Origin of the sequence: Kitasatospora sp. NPDC058046 (assembly GCF_042885595.1) — a bacterium.
In the GTDB taxonomy this organism is placed as follows: Bacteria; Actinomycetota; Actinomycetes; order Streptomycetales; family Streptomycetaceae; genus Kitasatospora.
The window spans coordinates 342,462-363,313 of record NZ_JBHVRS010000006.1 but is presented as its reverse complement, the minus strand read 5'-3'; the positions used below and the strand labels follow the sequence as shown (position 1 = coordinate 363,313).

The 20,852-nt window shown below is 74.4% G+C and carries 15 protein-coding genes; 6 read left to right on the top strand and 9 right to left on the bottom strand.

Annotated features, from left to right (window positions below):
* The first annotated feature begins 130 nt into the window (after nt 1–130).
* The 5 genes from ACFVU7_RS16015 (at nt 131) to ACFVU7_RS15995 (ending at nt 9,499) form a co-directional block, all read left to right on the top strand.
* The gene (locus tag ACFVU7_RS16015; RefSeq protein WP_388045497.1) at nt 131–6,022 is read left to right on the top strand and encodes an SDR family NAD(P)-dependent oxidoreductase; all 5,892 of its coding nucleotides are present in this window, start codon (nt 131–133) and stop codon (nt 6,020–6,022) included.
* Nucleotides 6,022–6,519, top strand: a complete 498-nt coding sequence (locus tag ACFVU7_RS16010; RefSeq protein WP_074002823.1) for a thioesterase family protein — start codon at nt 6,022–6,024, stop codon at nt 6,517–6,519. The genes ACFVU7_RS16015 and ACFVU7_RS16010 overlap by 1 nt, the downstream gene beginning before the upstream one ends.
* 98 nt (nt 6,520–6,617) lie before the next feature.
* Complete coding sequence (locus ACFVU7_RS16005) at nt 6,618–7,094, top strand: flavin reductase family protein (RefSeq protein ID WP_388045588.1); 477 nt, start codon at nt 6,618–6,620, stop codon at nt 7,092–7,094.
* 16 nt (nt 7,095–7,110) lie between these two features.
* Entirely contained in the window at nt 7,111–8,142 is a 1,032-nt protein-coding gene (locus tag ACFVU7_RS16000) for an NAD-dependent epimerase/dehydratase family protein (protein ID WP_388045495.1), read from the top strand.
* 172 nt (nt 8,143–8,314) lie between these two features.
* Nucleotides 8,315–9,499, top strand: a complete 1,185-nt coding sequence (locus ACFVU7_RS15995; protein WP_388045493.1) for a cytochrome P450 — start codon at nt 8,315–8,317, stop codon at nt 9,497–9,499.
* 45 nt (nt 9,500–9,544) lie between these two features.
* Here the strand turns inward: ACFVU7_RS15995 and ACFVU7_RS15990 are convergent, their stop codons facing one another.
* Entirely contained in the window at nt 9,545–10,915 is a 1,371-nt protein-coding gene (locus ACFVU7_RS15990; RefSeq protein WP_388045491.1) for an ammonium transporter, read from the bottom strand.
* Between the two features lie 278 nt (nt 10,916–11,193).
* Here ACFVU7_RS15990 and ACFVU7_RS15985 point away from each other — a divergent pair, with 278 nt between their 5' ends.
* Nucleotides 11,194–11,508: a DUF6968 family protein gene (locus ACFVU7_RS15985; RefSeq protein WP_388045490.1), complete on the top strand. Its 315-nt coding sequence runs from the start codon at nt 11,194–11,196 to the stop codon at nt 11,506–11,508.
* Nucleotides 11,509–11,547: 39 nt separating this feature from the next.
* On the opposite strand, the gene ACFVU7_RS15980 is transcribed toward ACFVU7_RS15985, so the two are convergent.
* From ACFVU7_RS15980 to ACFVU7_RS15945, 8 genes are all read right to left on the bottom strand, one after another.
* Nucleotides 11,548–12,018 (bottom strand): nuclear transport factor 2 family protein, encoded by a 471-nt coding sequence (locus ACFVU7_RS15980; protein WP_388045488.1) that lies wholly within the window; start codon nt 12,016–12,018, stop codon nt 11,548–11,550.
* A gap of 114 nt (nt 12,019–12,132) precedes the next feature.
* On the bottom strand, nt 12,133–12,768 hold the full coding sequence (locus ACFVU7_RS15975) for a TetR/AcrR family transcriptional regulator (RefSeq protein ID WP_380779208.1): 636 nt from the start codon (nt 12,766–12,768) through the stop codon (nt 12,133–12,135).
* A gap of 79 nt (nt 12,769–12,847) precedes the next feature.
* Nucleotides 12,848–14,458 (bottom strand): benzoylformate decarboxylase, encoded by a 1,611-nt coding sequence (gene mdlC / locus ACFVU7_RS15970; RefSeq protein ID WP_388045486.1) that lies wholly within the window; start codon nt 14,456–14,458, stop codon nt 12,848–12,850.
* A gap of 144 nt (nt 14,459–14,602) precedes the next feature.
* The gene (locus ACFVU7_RS15965) at nt 14,603–15,439 is read right to left on the bottom strand and encodes an alpha/beta fold hydrolase (RefSeq protein WP_388045484.1); all 837 of its coding nucleotides are present in this window, start codon (nt 15,437–15,439) and stop codon (nt 14,603–14,605) included.
* A 168-nt stretch (nt 15,440–15,607) separates the two neighbouring features.
* Nucleotides 15,608–16,864 (bottom strand): MFS transporter, encoded by a 1,257-nt coding sequence (locus ACFVU7_RS15960; RefSeq protein ID WP_388045482.1) that lies wholly within the window; start codon nt 16,862–16,864, stop codon nt 15,608–15,610.
* A complete protein-coding gene (locus ACFVU7_RS15955) occupies nt 16,857–18,056 on the bottom strand; it encodes a cytochrome P450 (protein ID WP_388045481.1) in 1,200 nt (399 codons plus the stop codon). The genes ACFVU7_RS15960 and ACFVU7_RS15955 overlap by 8 nt, the downstream gene beginning before the upstream one ends.
* Before the next feature lie 47 nt (nt 18,057–18,103).
* Nucleotides 18,104–18,820, bottom strand: a complete 717-nt coding sequence (locus ACFVU7_RS15950; RefSeq protein WP_380781897.1) for a DUF5825 family protein — start codon at nt 18,818–18,820, stop codon at nt 18,104–18,106.
* Entirely contained in the window at nt 18,801–20,723 is a 1,923-nt protein-coding gene (locus ACFVU7_RS15945; RefSeq protein WP_388045479.1) for a RiPP maturation radical SAM C-methyltransferase, read from the bottom strand. The genes ACFVU7_RS15950 and ACFVU7_RS15945 overlap by 20 nt, the downstream gene beginning before the upstream one ends.
* Nucleotides 20,724–20,852: the final 129 nt, after the last annotated feature.

Below are 20,852 nucleotides of genomic sequence, written 5' to 3'. Positions count from 1 at the left end.
ACCCGCGCGGGTGGTAAAGCAAACTCGGAGAAGGCATTTTCCCGGCCTTGGTCGCACGCTTGACCGATGGGTGGATCGCCGGGTTGGCGAAGGGATTCGCCGTCAATTCATCTCCATGGGTGGTGGATACATGAGCAGTGAACGGATCGCAATCGTGGGAATCGGCCTCCGCTATCCGGACGCCAATTCCCCGGGCGAGTTGTGGGACAACGTACTGGGCGGCCGCCGGGCCTTCCGGAGGCTGCCGGACGAGCGGATGAACCAGGCGGACTACTGGTCGGCGGACCGCACCGCGCCCGACCGGTACTACGCGACCAAGGCCGCCGTCCTCCGGGACTACAGCTTCGACCGGGTCGGGTACAGCGTCGCCGGCAGCACGTACCGGGCGACCGACCTGACCCACTGGCTGGCCCTCGACGTGGCCGCCGAGGCGCTCGCCGACGCCGGGTTCCCGGACGGCGCGGGCCTGCCGCGGCAGGCCACCGGTGTGGTGGTCGGCAACAGCCTCACCGGCGAGTTCTCGCGCGCCAACACGATGCGGCTGCGCTGGCCCTACGTGCGCCGGACGGTGGCCGCCGCCCTGGCGGGCAAGGGCTGGCCCGAGGGCGACGTCGCCGCCTTCCTCGGGGAGCTGGAGCCGCAGTACAAGGCGCCCTTCCCGCCGATCGACGAGGACTCGCTGGCGGGCGGCCTCGCCAACACCATCGCCGGGCGGATCTGCAACCACTTCGACCTGCGCGGAGGCGGGTACACCGTCGACGGCGCCTGCTCCTCCTCCCTGCTGTCCGTGGTCACGGCCGCCGGGGCGCTCTGCGACGGCGACCTGGACGTGGCCGTCGCCGGCGGGGTCGACCTGTCCATCGACCCATTCGAGGTGATCGGCTTCGCCAAGACCGGCGCGCTGGCCACCGGGGAGATGAAGGTCTACGACCGGGACTCCAACGGCTTCTGGCCCGGCGAGGGCTCCGGCATGCTGGTGCTGATGCGCGAGCGGGACGCGGTGGCGCAGGGGCGGCGGATCTACGCGAGCATCAGCGGCTGGGGGGTCTCCTCGGACGGCAGGGGCGGCATCACCCGGCCCGAGGCGGGCGGCCACCGGCTGGCACTGGACCGCGCCTACCGGCGGGCGGGCTACGGGGTCGAGACGGTCTCGTACTTCGAGGGCCACGGCACCGGCACGGCCCTCGGCGACGCGACCGAGATCGAGGCGCTGTCCTCCGCGCGCCGCGCCGCCGACCCGACGGCCCGACCGGCCGCGCTCGGGACGGTCAAGGGGAACTTCGGGCACACCAAGGCCGCGGCGGGCGTGGCCGGCCTGATCAAGGCCGCCCTCGCCGTGCACCACCAGGTGATCCCCCCGGCGACCGGCCACCACGACCCGCACCCCGGCCTGCTCGGCGAGACGGCGGCCATGTACGTGCCGGGCCGGGCCGAGCTCTGGCCGGCCGACCAGCCCGTCCGGGCGGGCGTGTCGGCCATGGGCTTCGGCGGGATCAACACCCACGTCGCGGTCGCCGAGGGCCCCGGCCGCACCCGGCGCGAGGCGCTCGACGAGCGCACCACCCGGCTGGTCGCCGGACGCCAGGACGCCGAACTGCTGCTGCTGGACGGCGCGGACCCGGCCGCGCTGCGCGCGGAGCTGGGCCCACTGCTCGACCTGGTGCCCCGACTGGCCCAGGCCGAACTCGCGGACCTGGCCGGAACGCTGGCCGAGCGGCTCTCCGGCGCCCCGGTCCGGGCCGCCGTCGTCGCGACCTCGCCGGACGACGCCGCGCGGGCCCTCGAACGGCTGGCCGCGCTGCTCGACTCGGGCGCGCGGGAGGCGTTCTCGGCCGCCGAGGGGGTCTTCCTCGGCCGGGCGCGGACCGCGCCCCGGATCGTCTACCTCTTCCCCGGGCAGGGCTCGGGACACGGCGCCGTCGGCGCGATCCGGCGCCGGTTCGCCACCGCGGAGGAGGTGTTCGGCGCGGCCGGACCGCCCGCCGGTGCGGACCAGGTCGCCACCGAGGTGGCCCAGCCGCGCATCGTCACCGGTTCGCTGGCCGCCCTCCGGGTGCTGGACGGACTGGGCATCCGGGCCGGGGCCGCGGTCGGGCACAGCCTGGGCGAGCTGACGGCGCTGCACTGGGCCGGGGCGATGAGCGAGGAGCAACTGGTGCGCCTCGCCACGGTCCGCGGCCGGGTGATGGCGCGGGCGAGCCTCGGCGGCGGCGCGATGGCCGGCCTGGCGGCGACCCCGGAGCGGACCGCCCGGCTGTCGGACGGGTCGGACGTCGTCGTCGCGGGCTACAACGGCCCCCGGCAGACCGTCGTCTCCGGCCCCGCCGAGGCGGTCGACGAGGTCTGCCGCCGGGCGGCGGCCGAGGGCGTCACGGCGACCAGGCTGCGGGTGTCGCACGCCTTCCACTCGCCGCTGGTCGAACCGGCCGCGGCCGCGATGGCGGCCGAACTGGCCGGGTTCGAGCTCCGCCCGCCGGTCCGCCCGGTCGCCTCCACGGTCACCGGGCGGCTGCTGGACCCGACCGCCGACCTGCGGGAGCTGCTGCGCGCCCAGGTGCTGCTCCCGGTCCGGTTCCACGAGGCCGCCGAGGCCGCGGCCGCCGACGCCGACCTGGTGGTGGAGGTCGGCCCCGGCCGGGTGCTGTCCGGCCTGCTGGCGGAGATCGCGCCGGACCTCGCGGTGCTGGCGGTCGACACCGACAGCGCCTCGCTCGGCCCGCTGCTCAGGGTCGTCGGCGCCGCCTACGTGCTCGGTGCGCCGGTGCGGACCGCGGCCCTGTTCGGCGACCGCCTGGTCCGGCCGCTGCCGCCGGAGAGCGAGCCCACCTTCCTGGCCAGCCCCTGCGAGGCGGCTCCGGCCATCGGCGCGGCCCTGGTGGCGCGGGCCGGCGGGGCGGACGACGGGGCGGAGGAGGGAGCGGACGGCGCCGAGCGGTCCGAGCGGTCCGCGCGTCCGGCGGGCGCGGACACCGGCACCGGCCCGGTCTCCACCCTGGACCTGCTGCGCCGGCTCGCGGCCGAGCGGGTCGAGCTGCCGCTGGACTCCGTCACCGCGCGGACCCACCCGATGGACGACCTGCACCTGAGCTCCATCACGGTCGGCCAGATCGTCAACGACGTCACCCGGGCGCTGGGCCAGCCCGCGCTCGCCGCCACCACCGGCTTCGCGACCGTACGGCTGGGCGAACTCGCCGAACTGATCGACCGGTTGGCGGACACCTCGCAGGCCGGGGCGGAGCCGGTGGGCGAGGTCCCCGGGGTGGCCCCGTGGGTGCGCCCCTTCGCGGTCGAGTACGTGGCGGCTCCCCTGCCGGCCGGGCCGCACCCCGGCCCCCGGGCGTCCGACCCCCGGGCCGCGGCCGACGGCTGGACGGTCTTCGCCACGCCCGGCCACCCGCTGGCCGCACCGCTGCGCACCGCGCTCGCCGCGGCGGGCCTCGGGGACGGCGTCCTGCTCTGCCTCCCGGACGAGTGCGGCGCGCAGGACACGGAGCTCTTCCTGACCGCCGCACGAGCCGTCCTGGCCGCCCCCGAGGGCACCAGGCTGGTCGTGGTCCAGCACCGCCTCGGGGCCGCGGGCCTGGCGAAGACCCTGCACCTGGAACACCCGTCCGTCCCGACCACGGTGGTCGAGCTGCCCGACACCGCCCCCGAAGGGGCCGCCCGCGACGAGGCGGTGGCCCGCGTCGTCGCCGAGGCCGCCGCCACGGCCGGCTTCGCGGAGGTCCGCTACCAGCGGGACGGCCGCCGCACCGTCCCGGTGCTCCGCCCCCTGCCACGCCGCCCGGTGGCGGAGGGCGAGTCACCGCTCGACGCGCGGGACGTCCTCCTGGTCACCGGCGGCGGCAAGGGCATCACCGCCGAGTGCGCCCTGGCGGTCGCCCGGGACTCCGGGGCGGCCCTGGCCCTGATCGGCCGCGCCGACCCGGCCGCCGACCGCGAACTCGCCGGGAACCTGGCCAGGATGGACGCCGCCCGCCTGCGCTACCGCTACGCCCGGGCGGACGTGACCTCGCCGGAGGAGGTCGCCGCCGCGGTGGGCCGGCTGGAGCGCGAACTCGGCCCGGTCACCGCGGTGCTGCACGGCGCCGGCCGCAACGAGCCGGCCGCCCTGGACGCGCTGACCGCCGAGGACTTCCGGCGGACCCTGGCGCCCAAGACCGACGGCCTGGCGGCGGTGCTGGCGGCCGTCGACCCGGACCGCCTGAAGCTGCTGGTCACCTTCGGCTCGATCATCGGCCGGGCCGGGCTCCGCGGCGAGGCCCACTACGCCACCGCCAACGACTGGATGACGGAGCTGACCCTCCGCTTCCGGGACCGGCACCCGCGGGCCCGGGCGATCGCCCTGGAGTGGTCGGTCTGGTCGGGCGCGGGGATGGGCGAACGGCTCGGCGTCGTCGAGGCGCTGATCCGGGAGGGCATCACGCCGATCTCCACCGAGGACGGGATCCGGGTGCTCCGCGAGGTGCTCGCGGACCCCTCGGCCGGCCCCGTCCTGGTGGTGAGCGGACGGGCCGGCGGCCTGCCCACCCTGGCCACGGTCCAGCGCGAACTGCCGCTGACCAGGTTCGTGGAGCGGGTGGTCGCCCACCACCCGGAGATCGAGCTGATCACCGAGGCCGAGCTGTCCGAGGGCAGCGACCCGTACCTGACCGACCACCGGCTCCAGGGTGACCTGCTCTTCCCGGCCGTCCTGGGCATGGAGGCGATGGCCCAGGTGGCCGCCGCGGTGAGCGGGCACCAGGGCTCGCCGCTGCTGGAGGACGTCGAGTTCCGCCGCCCCGTGGTGGTCCGCCCGGGCGGCTCGACCACCATCCGGATCGCCGCGCTGGTGCAGGCCCCCGGAACGGTCGACGTGGTGCTGCGCAGCGAGGACACCGGCTTCACGGCCGACCACTTCCGGGCGAGGCTGCGCTACCCCCGGCCCGAACCGCCCGGCACACCGCCGCCGCTCGGGTCCGACCTGCCGACGGTGCCGGTCGACCCGGTGACCGAGCTGTACGGCGGCGTGCTGTTCCAGGGCAAGCGGTTCCAGCGCCTGCTGGAGTACCGGCGGGCGAGCGCCCGGCACGCCCTGGCGGAGATCTCCACCGCCGCCCAGGCGCCCTGGTTCGCCGCCTTCCTGCCGCAGGAGCAGCAGTTGGCCGACCCGGGCACCCGGGACGCGATGATGCACGCCATCCAGTGCTGCGTCCCGGACGCCACCCTGCTGCCGCAGAGCATCGAGCGGCTCTGGCTGGCCGACCGGGCGGACCAGGACACCGGGTTCGTCGTGCTCGACGCCCGGGAGCGCTCCCAGGACGGGGACCGCTACGTCTACGACCTCGTCGTGCGCACGCCCTCCGGAGCGGTGGTCGAGCACTGGCAGGGGCTGACCCTGGTCGCCGTGCGCCGGCGCGACGGCGCCGGCCCGTGGGTGCCCGCGATGCTCGGCTCGTACCTGGAACGCAGCCTGGAACGGGTCCTGGGCGGCAGCCGCGCGGTGGTCGTCGAACCCGCCGCGGACGGCGACGCCGGGCACCGCGACCGCCGGGCCCGCACCGCGACCGCCGTCGGTCGGGCGCTGGGCCGGCCGGTGGAGCTGAACCACCGGCCGGACGGCAGGCCCGAACTCGGCGGCGGGCCGGGGCTCGAGGGCTGGACGGTGTCGGCCTCGCACGACGGCGGCCTGACCCTGGCGGTGGTGGGCCGGGGACGCCTCGCCTGCGACGCCGAGTCCGTCCTGGAACGGACCCCCGAGGACTGGGACGCGCTGCTCGGCCCCGGCCAACACGCCCTGCGGGACCTGCTGGCGGCCGAGGCCGACGAGGCCCCGGAGGTGGCCGGCACCAGGGTCTGGAGCGCCCTGGAGTGCCTGCGCAAGTCCGGTGCGACCACGCAGGCGCTGACCCTCGACCGCGTCCACCCGGACGGCTGGGCCGTCCTGTCCGCCGGCGACGCCGCCGTCGCCACCTGGGTGACCACCGTCAACGGACGGCCCGGGCCGGTCGTCTTCGCCGTACTCGCCGGAAAGGAGAACTGATGTCGGGCTACTACGAGCTGCGCCACACCGTGGGGTTCGAGGAGACCAACCTCGTCGGCAACGTCTACTACGTGAACTACCTGCGCTGGCAGGGGCGTTGCCGGGAGATGTTCCTCAAGGAGAAGGCGCCCGGGGTGCTCGCCGAGCTGCGGGAGGACCTGAAGCTGTTCACCCTCAAGGTGGAGTGCGAGTTCTTCGCCGAGATCACCGCGTTCGACGAGCTGTCGGTCCGGATGAGGCTGGAGGAACTGACCCGGACCCAGGTCCAGTTCAGCTTCGACTACCTGCGGATCGACGGCGGGCAGGGGAGCCCGGTCGCCCGCGGCCGCCAGCGGATCGCGTGCATGCGCGGGCCGAACACGGCGACCGTCCCGGCCCCGGTGCCGGAGGAGCTGCGCCGGGCGCTGGCGCCGTACGCCGAGGACGCGGTGGCCGCCCGGGTCCTGGCGGCGCCGGCCCCGCCCGGCCGGCCGGTGGGCACGGGGAGGGCGCGGTGAGCGACAACGGCCGCGCCCTGGTCGACGACCCGTCACCGTCCACGACCTCGCCGTCCTCCCGGCACGCCGCCGTTCCGCCGGACGCGCTGCGCGAGACGATGGCCCGGTTCGCCACCGGGATCACGGTGCTGACCACCGGTGGCGAGCACGCCCACGGGATGACCGCCAACGCGTTCAGCTCGGTGTCGCTGGAGCCGCCGCTGGTGCTGTGCTGCGTCGCCCGCACCGCGACGATGCACCGGGCGATCACGGCGACCGGGTCCTTCGCGGTCTCCGTCCTGGGGGCCGAACAGGAGCCGCTGGCACGGTACTTCGCGGGCCGCGGCCGACCGCGCGGCGCCGCCCAGTTCCACGGCGTCGACTGGCGGCCCGGCCCGTTCACCGGCGCCCCGCTGCTGTCGGGCTCGCTCGCCTGGCTGGAGTGCAAGCTGGCCGCGCAGTACGACGGCGGCGACCACTCGGTCTTCCTCGGCAGCGTGCTCGGGTCGGGCTGGACGGAGGGCCGGCAGGCGCTGCTGTTCTACGGCGGAGGATTCCACCGGGGCGTCGGCGGTGCCGGCGACGGGACCGGCTGAGCGGAGGGGTGGTCCGATGTTGGTGAGCGTGACCGGCGGCACCGGGTTCGTCGGCATCCACTCGGTCGCGGCGATGGTCCGGGGCGGGCACCGGGTGCGGATGCTGGTGCGCGACCCGGCCCGCGCGGAACGGGCCCTCGCCCTGCTGGAGGTGGACCCGGGCGCCGTCGACCTGGTCGTCGGGGACGTGACGGACGAGGGCGGTGCGGCCCGCGCGGTGCGCGGCGCCGACGCCGTCCTGCACGCGGCCTCGGTGTACTCCTTCGACAGCCGGCGGTACGCGGCCATGCGCCGGACCAACGAGCGGGGGACCGACCTGGTGCTGGCCGCGGCCCGCCGGTCGGGCGCCGATCCGGTCATCCACGTGTCGAGCATCGTCGCGCTGCTGCCGACCCGCCGGCGGCCGCTCCGGGAGGACTCCCCGGTCGGCCGCCCCCGGGAGACGTACATGGCCACCAAGGCCGCCGCCGAGCGCGTCGCCCGCCGCCACCAGCGGGACGGCGCACCGGTGGTCATCAGCTACCCGCCCGCGCTGCTCGGCCCGCTGGATCCGGGGCCGGGCGACCAGAACACCCGGCTGCGCAACACCCTGCGCGGGCTGATGCCGGTCTGGCCGCTCGGCGGCTTCCCGGTCGGCGACGTCCGCGACACCGCGCGGCTGCACGCCCGACTGCTGACCGCACCGAGGACGGGCCTCGACCGCCACTTCGCCCCGGGCCGCCAACTGGCCACCCGGGAGTACGTGCGGACCCTGCGGGAGGTCACCGGGCGGCGGCTGCCCGCGGTCTTCCTGCCCGCCCGCGCCATGCTGCCGGTCGGCGCCCTGGCCACCCTGGTGCAGCGCGGCTGGCCCTGGCACATCCCCGCGGAGTACGGCGCCGTCTACACCTGCGCCTGCGCGGCTCCCGTCCACCCGGCCGCGAGCACCTGCGGACTGCTGCCGAGGCCGATCGCGGAGACCATGGCCGACACGGTGCGCTGGCTCAGCGGTCAGGGGCTCCTGACGGACCGGCAGGCGGGCCTCCTGGCGGACGGGAAGGGCAGGTGAGGGGCCCGGCTCCCCGGGGGTGAGGCGCGCCGGGGGCGGCTCCGGCTCGGGGGAGGGGGCGCGTGCGAGGCCGCCGCGCCCCCGCGCGCCGTACGGGATAGCCGCCGGTGTGCGCGGTGGCCCGGGGCCGGGGGTATCGGGAAGGGGATACCGGATGATCACGGGAGGTTCCATGAGCGAGCAGGACGTGCCGCCGATCTCGATCTTCTACCGTCGCGACGGGTTCGACCCGGGCCCGGCCCTGGGCGAGGCCCAGCGCGGGGACCCGGCCCGGCGGGTCCGGGACTTCTGGCTGCACCGGGTCGGCGAGTACCGGCTCGTCACCCGGCACGCCGACGTACGGCGCGTCCTGGCCGACCAGGAGACCTTCGCGATGTACGACCCGGAACGCGCCCCGGTCCTGCCGAACGAACTCCTCAACATGGACCCGCCGGAGCACACCCGGCTGCGCCACGTGCTGACGCCGGAGTTCACCGGGAAACGGATCCGCTCCCTGGAGCCGATGATCCGCGCCCTGGTCGGCGAACTGCTCGACGCCATGGAGGCGCGGGGGCCCGCGGCGGACCTGATGGACGCCTTCGCCCTCCCGCTGCCGCTCGGGGTGATCTGCGCGATGCTCGGCGTCCCCGACCCGGACCAGGGGGACTTCCACCGCTGGTCCCGGACCACGCTGGACCTCGGGCTCCCCATGGAGGAACGGCTCGCGGCCGGCCGGGAGTCGCACGCGTACGTGGCCTCCCTGGTGGCGGAGAAGCGGCGCAGCCCGGACGGCGGGATGATCGGCATGCTCGTCCGGGAGCACGGCGGCGCGGTGTCGGACTCCGAACTGGTCGGGGTCTGCGAGCTGCTGCTGCTCGCCGGCCACGTCACGGTGTCCAACACGATCGGCCTGGGCGTGCTCGCCCTGCTGTCGCACCCGGAGCAGGCCGACCGGCTGCGCGACGCGCCCGAGGGCGATCCGGTGGTCGACGCCGCCGTCGAGGAACTGCTGCGGTACCTGTCCGTGTCCAGCACCGCGCTGGCCCGGACGGCACGGTGCGACACCGAGATCGGCGGCGTGCCCGTCAAGGCCGGCGAGCAGGTCGTCTGCCAGCTGCCGGTGGCCAACCGGGACCCGGCGCTCGGCGCCGGGATGGACCGCCTCGACATCGGACGCGAACCCGTGTCGCACCTGACCTTCGGGCACGGCCCGCACCACTGCCTCGGCGCACCGCTGGCCCGCGCCGAACTGCGGATCGCGCTGCCCGCGCTGCTGCGGCGGCTGCCCGGCCTCGCGCTCGCGTGCCCCGCCGAAGAGGTGCCCTACCGGGTCAACAACGAGGTCTACGGGCTCCACGCACTGCCCGTCACCTGGTGACGGCGGCCCTCGGCCGGTGACGGGGGCCCCGGCACGTCCCGCCGGCTACGGGGCCCTCCTCCGCAACGCTTTCCGCACGGCCGCCGCCAGGCCGTCCGCCATTCCCCGGGACCGGGACCGGGACCGGGAGCGGGGCCGGGACGCCGGGGGCTCGGGCCAGGGAGCTCCCGACGCCGTGAAGTCGTAGGCGGTCTCGGCGTGCTCGGTCTGGTCGATGCCGACCACCTCGACCTCCTCGGCGACCCGGAAGCCGATGGTCCGCTGGATCGCCAGGCCGAGCAGCCAGGAGAGCACGAAGGAGTAGCAGGCGACCACCACGACTCCGACCGCCTGCCTGCCGAGCTGCCCGAAGCCGCCGCCGTAGAACAGGCCCCTGGCGCTCTCGCCGACGTGCCCGGTGGCGAGCAGGCCGATCAGCAGCGAGCCGATCGCCCCGCCGACCGCGTGCACGCCGACCACGTCGAGCGAGTCGTCGAAGCCCAGCCGGTACTTGAGGCTGACCGCCGCCGCGCAGACCGCGCCGGCGACCAGCCCGATCACGATGGAACCGAGCACCGAGACCGACCCGCAGGCCGGGGTGATGGCGACCAGTCCGGCCACCGCGCCGGAGGCCGCGCCCAGCGAGGTGAAGGCGCCGTTCCTCGCCCGTACGTAGGCCAGCCAGCCGAGCATCGCGGCGGCGGTGGCGATCTGGGTGTTCAGGAACGCCGCGCCGGCGACGCCGTCGGCGGCCAGCGCCGAGCCCGCGTTGAAGCCGAACCAGCCGAACCAGAGCAGCCCGGAGCCGAGCATCACCAGCGGCAGGCTGTGCGGGCGCATCGGGTGCTTCCGGAAACCGACCCGCTTGTCCAGCACCAGGCAGAGCGCCAGGCCCGCGACCCCGGCGTTGACGTGCACCGCGGTGCCGCCGGCGAAGTCGATCACGCCCACCCGGTCGACCAGCCAGCCGCCGCGCCCGTTGTCGGTGCTGAACACCCAGTGCGCGACCGGGAAGTACACCACCGTGGCCCAGACCGTGACGAACAGCGTCCAGGCGGTGAACCTGGCGCGGTCCGCGATCGCGCCGCTGACCAGCGCCGGGGTGATCACCGCGAACATCAGCTGGAACACGGCGAACACGGTGACCGGGATCGAGCCGTGCAGCTCGTCCCGCCCGATGCCGCGCATCCCCAGGTGGTCGAGGTTGCCGATCAGGCCGTGGAAGGCGTCGGAGCCGAAGCTGAGCGAGTAGCCGTAGAGCACCCACAGCACGCTGACGATCGCCAGCACGACGAAGCACATCGACAGCATGTTCAGCGTGCTCTTGGCCCTGACCATGCCCCCGTAGAAGAAGGCCAGCCCTGGGGTCATCAGCATGACCAGGGCCGCACTGATGAGCACGAAGGCGGTGTCGCCCGCACTGAAACCGGCCGGCATCGGTGGCGGACTCAGCCGAGCCGGGTGCCGGTGCTCCGGTGGACCGCCGTCCTCCCGGACGGCCCGGGGTGGCCGCGCACCCGGAGCCGCCGGGCACGGCGGTCGCGAGCAGGGTGAAGGTGCGTACTCATCGCGAAGCTCCTCGGAATCTCCTGCGGGCGGCCCCCTGCTCCACCGGAATGCTAAGGCGGCTCCTCGATCGGTGCCCGCTGGGGGAACCCGCGGCGGTAGGCGGGCGGAGACCGGTCCGGTGGACGAACGCGTGGTGTACTGCTGCGATGAGTGCTGAGTACGAGCTCGGTCGGGTCGTCGCCAGTCGTGAGCTGGTCTTCACCGCTGCGGACGGCACGCGGGTGCCGGTGCTGTTGGAGGTCGGGGCGCCGTCCCGCGACCCGGAGGGGCCGGACTGGTACTGCCCGTACCGGATCACCGGGCACCCCGGCATCGCCGACCGCGTGACGGCGATCTTCGGCGTCGACTCGTTGCAGGCGCTGCAGCTCGCCCTCACCTGCCTCCCCGACGAGTTGAGCGACGCGGCCGGGCTGACCTTCCTGGGCGGGACGGACCTGATGCTGGGGAGCGGCGGTTCGTGAGGGCGGAAGCCTGACGGATCGGGGGCCGGGCCCGGGCGGTCAGGACGGTGCGGCCGCCGCCGAGGAGGCGACGGCGGCGGCGAAGTCGGGGTGCACGCCGAGCTGGGCGAGCATGACGCTGAGCCCGACGTAGCAGTTGAACTCCTTGACCTTCCCGTTCTCGACGTACCAGAAGTCGGCGGTGGGGATGCCGAGTCGGGCGCCGGTCGCCCGGACGGTGCCGGCGGGCGTCTCGAAGGGGCCGGTGACGGTGCCCTCGATCGTCAGCTCGACGGCGACCACGTCGCCGATGACGTGGACCCGGTGGAGTTCGCGGTGGATGTCGGGTGCCAGGGCTGCCATGAAGACGACCTGGTCGCCGAGGTGTTCGCCGCGGTAGCTCTCGCCCGCGACGACGTTGTTGAACACCCCGTCCTCGGCGAACTCGTCGATGAAGCCCGGTACGTCGAGGACGTGGCCCTCGGCCGCGTGGTAGGCGGCCCGCACCACGGCTTCCGCGTCGGTGGTCATCGCACTTCCCCTTCCATGAAAGCAATCAAATGCTTGCTTGAAATTATGGGAGCGCCATGGCGAGTGGTCAAGCATTTGCTTGAATGGTTCTGGTCGGACGAGGGTCCGTGCAGGTCAGCCGGGGTACGGCTGCCCGTGGAACGCGCCGGTCAGGACGGGCAGCAGCTGCCGCTCGATCCGTTCGGCGGGCTCGCTGGCCAGCTCGGCGCCGATGGGGGCCAGGGCGAGCCAGTTCAGCAGGCCGGCGGCGCAGCGGGTGCGGAAGACGAGTTCCCGCTCGTCGACACCGGGCAGGTTGGCCGCCAGGACGCGGACGGCGTCCTGGCGGGCCCGTTCGAACTTGCCGCTCAGGCGGTCCCAGCCCTGGGGCGGGTCGATGCCGACCCGGGCGACGGTGCGCATCACGGCCAGTTCCGGTCCGCCGGCGGCCAGTGCCCTGATCATCGGCCGGGCGAACGCCGCCGCGAGCTCCTGGAGGGTCGCGTCGGGGCCGAGCGGGTCGAGCGCCTGGATCTGGGCGTCCAGGTACCGCTCCAGCGCCTGCTCGATCGCGGCGTCGCAGAGCGCCCTCAGCGAACCGAAGTGGTAGCTGACCGCGGCGACGTTGGCCCCGGCGCGGTCGGTGACGTCGCGGAGCTTCACGCCGTCCTGGCCGCGTTCCGCCAGGAGGTCCAGGGCGGCGGCCAGCAGGCCGTCCCGGGTGCGCCGACCGGTCTCCCGGCGCTGGTCCGTCTTCTCTGCCCGTGCCATGGTCCGGACTCAAGCAGGGGCTCGCGATGATTGTCAAGCGACTGATTGAGTTCCTGCCGCCCGGGCCCGGCCGTACCCCCTACAGCGTGGCGGGTTGGGGTTGGGTGGGGACGACGATGACGGTGGTGGTGTCGGCGGTCAGGGCCGTGGTGAACTCCCGTTCCAGGTCCTCGGTCGTCTCTACGTCGACGGCGTGGCAGCCGAAGCCGCGGGCGAGTGAGGCGATGTCGAGGCCGGGGAGGTCGAGTGCGGGGACGCCGGGGGTGTCCTCCAGTCGGGCGAAGGACTTGAGGATCGCGTACTCGTGGTTGCGCATGACCACGTAGACGATCGGGAGGCGGTGCCGGGCCGCGGTGTAGAGGGCCTGGACGCAGTACTGGAAGGAGCCGTCGCCGATCAGGCCGACCACCGGGCGGCGTACTCCGCGCTCCCGGTCGGCGAGCGCGATGCCCACGGCGGCGGGGACGGCCCAGCCGATGCCGCCGCTGGCCGTGGAGAAGAAGGATCCGGGGCGGGTGGTGGGCAGCCATTCGAGCTGCTGGGCCATGGTCGACGTGGACTCGTTGACGATGACGGCGTCCGGCGGGCGGACCCGGCTCAGGGCGGCGTAGACGGCGGGCGGGGGGAGCGGGAGGGTCGGGGAGGCCGGCAGGACCCGGGGCCGGGGCATCGGGTCGGGGGCGGTGCGGGCCGTGCCCTCCTGGACCAGGTCCAGCAGCCCTTCGAGGGCCAGCCGGGGGTCGCCGAGCAGGCTGTCGCCGGCCCGGGCGGTGGCGGCGGCGTGCGGGTCGCCGGTGAGCTGGAGCAGGGCGGTGCCCGCGGGGAGGTAGTCGCCCGGTACGTACGGGTAGTAGCGGAAGACCTCCGCGCCGATCACGGCGACCAGGTCGTGTCCGGTCAGGCGTTCGCCGACGGCCTTCACCGACAGGCCCAGCGGGCCGGCGTAGAGCGGGTGGTCCTCGGGGAAGGAGGTGCGTTCCGCGAGCGGGGGGCCGTAGACGGTGGCGCGCAGCTTCTCGGCCAGGGCGACGGCCGCGTCCCAGCCGCCGCCGCGGTCGACCTCGGGTCCGAGGACGAGTGCGGGCCGGCGACTGGCGGAGAGGCGTTCGGCGAAGGCCCGTAGCCGTGCGGGGTCGGGGGCCACCCGGTGGCTGACCGTCCGCACCCGGGTGAAGGCGGACAGCGGCTGCTTCCAGTCGTCCAGCGGGATCGACAGGTAGACCGGCCCGGCGGGCGGCTGGAGCGCGTGCGCGTAGGCGCGCATGACGGCCTCGGGGACGTCCTCGGCGCGGGCCGGTTCGTAGGACCACTTCACCGAGGGCAGCGGCAGCAGGGTGGCCTCGCGGTTGGCGAGGTACGGCTCGCCGATCAGCAGGTCCCGGTGCTGCTGGCCGGAGGTGACGATCAGGGGCGTGTGCGCGTGGGAGGCCGACACCAGGTTGCCCATGGCGTTGCCGGTGCCGGCCGAGGAGTGCAGGTTGACCAGTGCGGGGCGGCCGGTGACCTGGGCGAAGGCGTCGGCCATCGTGATCGCGGAGGCCTCCTGGAGGGCCAGGACGTAGCGGAAGTCCGCGGGGAAGTCCTGGAGGAAGGGCTCCTCGGTGGAGCCCGGATTGCCGAAGACGGTGGTGAGTCCGAGCGTGCGCAGCAGGTCGTACGTCACGGTGCGGACGGTGGATCGCTCGGCCATGGGTGCCACCGGCTTTCCCTCGGGGGCGTCGGGGCGATTCGGCTGCGGCCGTCGCACGGCCCGACACCAGCAGGAGAGCACCGGTCCCGAGGGCCCCGCAACCGGACGGGCGGGTGCGGGGCCCTCGGGGCAGGACGGATCCGGCTACTTCGCGAGGAAGGTCAGCAGCGCCTTGTTGACCTCTTCGGCGTGGGTCCACAGCAGGCCGTGCGGTGCGCCCTCGATCTCCACGTACTCGGCGGAGGGCAGGGCCCGGTGGAACGGGCGGGCGGTGCTGTCGATGGGCAGGATGCGGTCGCCGGTGCCGTGCAGGATGAGGGCCGGCACGTCGATGCGCGGGATGTCGGCGCGGAAGTCGGTGTACCAGGTGGAGGGTGCCGCGGCGGCGGCGTACCAGCCGCCGGCCGCCGCGACGTTCCAGCTGTTGCGGACGGCCTCCTCGCCGATCCGGGTGCCGAGGTTCTCGTCGAGGTTGTAGAAGTCCTGGTAGAAGGCGGTGTAGTAGGCGTACCGGTCGGCCTTCACAGCAGCCACGATGCCGTCGAAGAAGTCCTTCGGGGCCGCGCCGTCCGGGTTGTCGTCGGTCTTGAGGAGGTAGGGCTCCAGCGAGCCGAGGAAGGCCACCTTGGCGACGCGGCCGGAGCCGTACGCGGACACGTAGCGGGCGACCTCCCCGGTGCCCATCGAGAAGCCGACCAGGACGGCGTCCCGCAGGTCGAGGGTCTCCAGCAGGGTGTGCAGGTCGGCGGCGAAGGTGTCGTAGTCGTAGCCGGTGGTGGGCTGGGAGGAGCGGCCGAAGCCGCGGCGGTCGTAGGTGACGACCCGGTGGCCGGCGTCCAGCAGTGCGGCGCTCTGCCGTTCCCAGGAGTGCCCGTCCAGCGGGAACCCGTGGATGAGGACGACCGGTTGCCCGGAGCCGTGGTCCTCGTAGTAGAGCTCGACGGGGGCGGAGTTCTCCTGGCCGACGGTGACGAAAGGCATGGGCGCTTCCTTTCTCTCGGGCAGCGTCAGGGCTGCGGTGGGTCACACGCTAGGACCGGCCGGGTACGAATGGTTGCCGCTGGGGGCACCGCGTGTCGTCCGGGAGCGGCGTGGGGCGTGGGTAACGCTCCCGAGCTGGGCGGAACGGCACACCACGGCGCGGGGGCGTCACAGCTCGCGCATCTCGCGCCTGGTCAGCGCGTACCCGAAGGCGCCGATCAGGCACAGCCCGGTCGTCGCGAACACCCACCGGCTGCCGAAGGCGTCCACCGCCGCGCCGGCCGCGATCACCGAGACCGGGAAGACGCCCAGCGCGCAGAAGGTGACGGCCGCCATGACCCGGGCCAGCAGCGCGGGCGGGGTGCTCTTCTGCACGCCGGTGACGACCAGGACGTTGGTCACCGTGCTGGCGCCGCCCGCCACGCAGAGCAGCAGGACGGCGCCGACGAGGCCGGTGAAGGGCACCAGGCCGATCGCCGCGCCCATCACCAGGCCGGAGAGCATCGCCGTGCGGCCCCGGGAGCGCACCTCGGTGAGGCCGGCCGCGAACAGGCCGCCGACCAGCGCGCCGCCGGTGAACGCGGCGAGCAGCAGGCCCAGCCCGGCGGCCCCGGCGGAGAAGCCGTGGGTGGCCAGGGCCGGCAGGGCGACCCGGGTGGCGCCGCCCACCGTCAGGTTCGCGATGGCCGTCACCGTCAGCACCGCGCGCAGCAGCGGCGATTCCCGCAGCAGGGTACGGAAGTTCCGTGGTACGGAGGCGCGTTCGGAGATTGGGCGGGCCGGTGCGACGAGGCCGCCGCGACCGATCAGCAGCAGCGTCGCCGTGGACACGGCGAAGGTCGCCGCGTCCACGCCCAGGGCGGTGGCCGGGTTCAGCCAGGCGACCAGCGGGCCGGCCACCGCCGGGCCGAGCAGGCCGGCGCCGAAGGTGACCGTGCTGTTCAGGGCGTTGCCCGCGTGCAGGTCCTCGGCGGGCAGCAGGGCCGGGGTGATCGCCCAGGCGGCCGGCAGGAAGACCCCCGCCCCGAGGCCGACCAGCAGGGCGAGTCCGCCGATCAGCCAGAACGCGGCCGCCCCTCCTGCGGCGACCGCGCAGAGCCCGGCGGTGGCGAGCAGCCGGCCGAGGTCGGCGGTCAGCATCACCCGCCGGGCGCCGAACCGGTCGGCGAGGATCCCGCCGAGCGGGGTGGCGGCCAGCCGTCCCGCGCCGTAGGCGGCGACCACCAGGCTCAACTGGCGGGCGCCGCCGCCGAGGGAGTAGACCAGCAGCGGCAGGGCGACCACCTGGAACGCGTTGCCGAACTCCGAGGTGGCCTGGCCGATCACCAGCAGCCGGAAGCCGCGCGAGCGCAGCGGGGCGACGCCGAACCGGGGGCGGAACCGCAGCAGGCCCGATGCGCCCTCCGTCCTCGCGCCGCTAGCCATCGAGCGAGACCGGCAGCGACTCCAGGCCGCGCAGCATGATCGTGTTGCGCCAGGGCAGGGTCTCCTCGGCGGCGGCCAGCTCGATCCGCGCGAAGCGCTCCAGCAGGCCGGTCAGCGCGACCTCGCTCTCCAGCCTGCCGAGGAAGGAGCCGAGGCACCGGTGCAGGCCCTGTCCGAAGGCCAGGTGGCCCGGATCGCCCCGGTCCAGGATCAGCCGGTCGGGATCGGTGAAGCGGGCCGGGTCCCGGTTGGCCGCGCCGAGCGAGAGCAGCACCAGTTCGTCCGCCGGGATCTCCACGTCGTCGACCATCACGTCGGCGTTGGTGAACCGCAGGGTGGCCATGCTCACCGGGGACTCGTAGCGCAGGAACTCGTCGATGGCGACGGGCATCGCCGCCGGGTCGGCGCGCAGCCGGGCGAGCTGGTCGGGGTGGTGGAGCAGGGCCAGGGTGGCGGTGCCGAGCAGGTTGACGGTGGTCTCGTGACCGCCGATCAGCAGCAGGAAGACCATCGAGAACACCTCCTGCTCGGTGAGTTCGCCGGCGTCGCGGGCCCGCACCAGGTCGGTCAGGACGTCCTCGCTCGGGGACGTCCGTCGGGCCGTCATCAACTCCCGGAGGTAGTCGTTCATCTCGGCGGTGGCCTGGTCGAAGGTCATCTCGCCGCCCTGGGTGAGGATCGCCGTCGACCAGGTGCGGAAGGCGTGCATGTCCTCCGGGGGGAAGCCCAGCAGCTCGCAGATGACCATGATCGGCAGCGGGAAGGCGAAGTCCGCCACCAGGTCGGCGGTCTCCCGTCCGCGCAGCCCGTCCAGCAGGCCGCCGGCGATGCGCTCGACCATCGGCCGCATCAGGTCGACCCGTCGGCGGGTGAAGACGCCCTGGATCAGGCGGCGCAGCCGGGTGTGGTCCGGCGGGTCGCTGTTGAGCATGTGGACGACCTCGGAGCCGAGCGTCAGGCCGGAGCCCCGCCCGCTCGCGATGGCCTGGCTGCGGCGGACGTCCTGCCCGAAGCGCGGGTCCATCAGCGCCGCCCGGACGTCCTGGTAGCGCGTCACCAGGTAGACCGGCAGGCCCTCGCCGAACTCCACGACGGAGACCGCGCCGGCCTCGCGGATCCGGGCGAGGGTGGGGTAGGGGTCGCGGATGAAGGCGGACATCCGCCCGGCGGCGTCGTCGACCGCGGTGGTCATGGATCTCTCCTTGGACTCGGAACTCTCGCGGTTACGCGGTTGCGCGGCTACACCGTCAGCGACGGGAAGGGCCAGCGGCGCACCCGCATCGGCAGGAACCAGGCGCGGCCGGCCTGTTCGGTGATCAGACCGGCCTCGGCGAAGTCCCGGTGGACGGCCTCCGGCAGCCGGCCGACCTCGACGCCCTCGGCCAGCGCGTCCACCTGCGCCAGGTGGGCCGGCTCGTCGATGGTGAACAGCTCCAGCGTCCCGAACCGGCGGTCGCGCACCTCGACGAAGCCGGGGCCGCGCCGGAAGACGCACTTGCTCGGGTAGTACGTGCCGCGCCAGTCGGCGACGACCTCCTCCGGCCCGCCGGTCAACCGCTCCGGCGGGTACAGGTGGTGGAACCGGCGCCGCGCGGCGCAGCCGTCCGTGCAGACCGCCTGCCAGAGCACGGCCAGCCCCTGCCCGGTCGCCTCGCGCAGCAGCATCAGTGCCCGTGCGGAGGCCGCGGGCGCGTCCGCGCAGAGCCGCACCGGCTCGGTCAGCCGCAGGCAGCGGACCCCGGCGCGGTGCAGCCCGGTGACCTCCTCCTGCGCCGGGCCGGGCAGGGTGCGGCGGCCGAGGGCGAAGCCCGGCAGCTCCCGGGCGGCGGGGTCGTAGTCGAGCCAGAGCTCGACCTCCGGGCCGGCCGCGCGCCAGGCGGCGTCGGTCCTTCCAGCACCGGTCCTTCCGGCGTCGTCCCGTGCGGCATCGTTCCGTTCAGCCGATCGCGACGGCATCGGGCACCTCCTCGGTACGGGGGAGGGCGGCGGCGGGGCCGTGCCGGTGCCGCATCCGCATCAGCACCTGGTTGTCGGACTCGACGGCGACCTGGAGGTAGCCGGCCCCGTCGTGGAACAGCAGGCCCAGCGTGGTGAAGCGCTCCAGCACCGGTTCGACCGCCGCCGCCCCGCCGGGGACCTTGGCGGCCAGTGCGGCGGCCGAGCGGGGCTGGACCAGCAGCCGGAAGACGGCGAGCTCCACCGGATCGGTCAGCTCGACCACCCGCCAGTCGTACCCGGGACGGGTGTTGACGAGCACGACCCGTCCGCCCGCGTCCCGGTAGCTGAGCCGGCTGTCGGGGAACCGCGCGAGCCAGGTGTCCACCGCCGCGCCCAGCCGTTCCGCGAGCCCGCCGCCGATCCCGCGCGGCGGTGCGGTGAACACGTAGGCCAGTTCGTTGAGTTCACTCTCCGGCAGGCGGTACGTCGCGCGGTACTGGAAGGCCGGCCTGGTGATCGCGAAGCCCAGTTCGGGGCGGTCGAAGTACGGGCTGAACCGCTCGATCGCGATCCGCCCCGCCCCGGTCGGCGGGTCCAGGTGGTGCAGGACGGGCAGTTGGCTGATCACCGACTCGTAGTCCTCCGGCTGTTCGCCGGGGAAGCCGTAGAGGTAGTTCCAGGTCACCGAGACCCCGGCGCTCTGCGCGTCCCGCAGCGCGCGGACGTTCTGGCAGCCCGTCACCCCCTTGTCCATGATCCGCAGGACCCGGGTGCTCAGGTTCTCGATGCCGGGCTGCACCTGGGCCGCGCCCGAGTCGCCGAGCAGCTGGAACTGGTGGCGGCGCAGGTTGGCCTTGATCTCGAAGTGCAGCCGCAGGTCGACCGGGAGTTCGGCCAGCGACTTCAGGACGGTGTCGAAGTAGCCCATGTCCAGGATGTTGTCGACCACGTAGACGTCCAGCAGCTGGTGGCGTTCGGCGAGCGCGAGCACCTCGGCGAGGAAGTCCGCCGGCGGCTTGGAGCGGAACTCCATCGAGGAGCCGTTGAGCCCGCAGAAGGTGCAGTGGTGCTTCTCGCCCCACCAGCAGCCCCGGGAGCCCTCGACGACCAGCTTGGGATCGACCCAGCCGGCCGCGACGGAGGCGTCGAGCCGCTCGAAGAAGCCGTCGTAGCGGGGCGCCAGGATCGCGGAGGGCGGCAGCGGGCGCTTCGTCATCGCGTTGGCCGTCGACGTCCCGGAGCCGTCGCGCCAGCACAGTCCGGGGACGGCGGAGAGGTCGCCGCCCGCCGGGAGGCCGTTCAGGAGGGCCGGGAAGGCGGCCTCGCCCTCGCCGCGCACCACGTAGTCCAGGAACGGGAAGTTGCGGTGCAGCGCGGCGCCCTGCGGGCCGTCGCAGTTCGCGCCGCCGAACACCGTGCGCACCTGCGGGCAGCGCTGCTTGAGCAGCCTGGCGGCGGCGAGGCTCGCGGTGTTCTGCTGGAAGGTGGTGGTGAAGCCGACCAGGTCCGGCGGGTCGGCGGCGAGTTCCTCGACCAGGCGGGCGATGAACGCGGGGGCGATCGCGCGGGTGGCCCGGGTCAGGGCGATCTCCTGCTCGCTCGCGCCGTTGGCGGCCAGGTACTCGAAGTAGCCGGTGCTGTCGGTGCTGTTGTCGTCGGCCTCGTCGCCGCCGTCGTCGCCGTACAGCGCGCCGGCGAACGCCCAGTCGCCCGCGCCCTGGAAGTAGGACTTCTCGGAGAAGTACTGGTAGTCGTCCGCGCCGAAACCCGCGGTCTCGGCGGCCCAGTCCACGAAGTCCAGGTTGGCGTACCGGACGTCGACCTGGTGGCCGGCGCGCGCGGCGGTGGTGTGCAGGATCCCGAGCGCCAGCGACGGCACGTCGATCGCGCCCCAGGGCATGTGCAGAAGAACGATACGCATGGTGGCCAGTTCCGTCGGTCGCAGGCGGTCGGTCAGGGGTGTCGGCGGGGTGTGGCTCCGGGGGGCGCCGCGGGGCCCCCAGGCGGCTGGGGGGGGGGAATGAGGTGCAGCGACGTCGGTGGGGGGGAA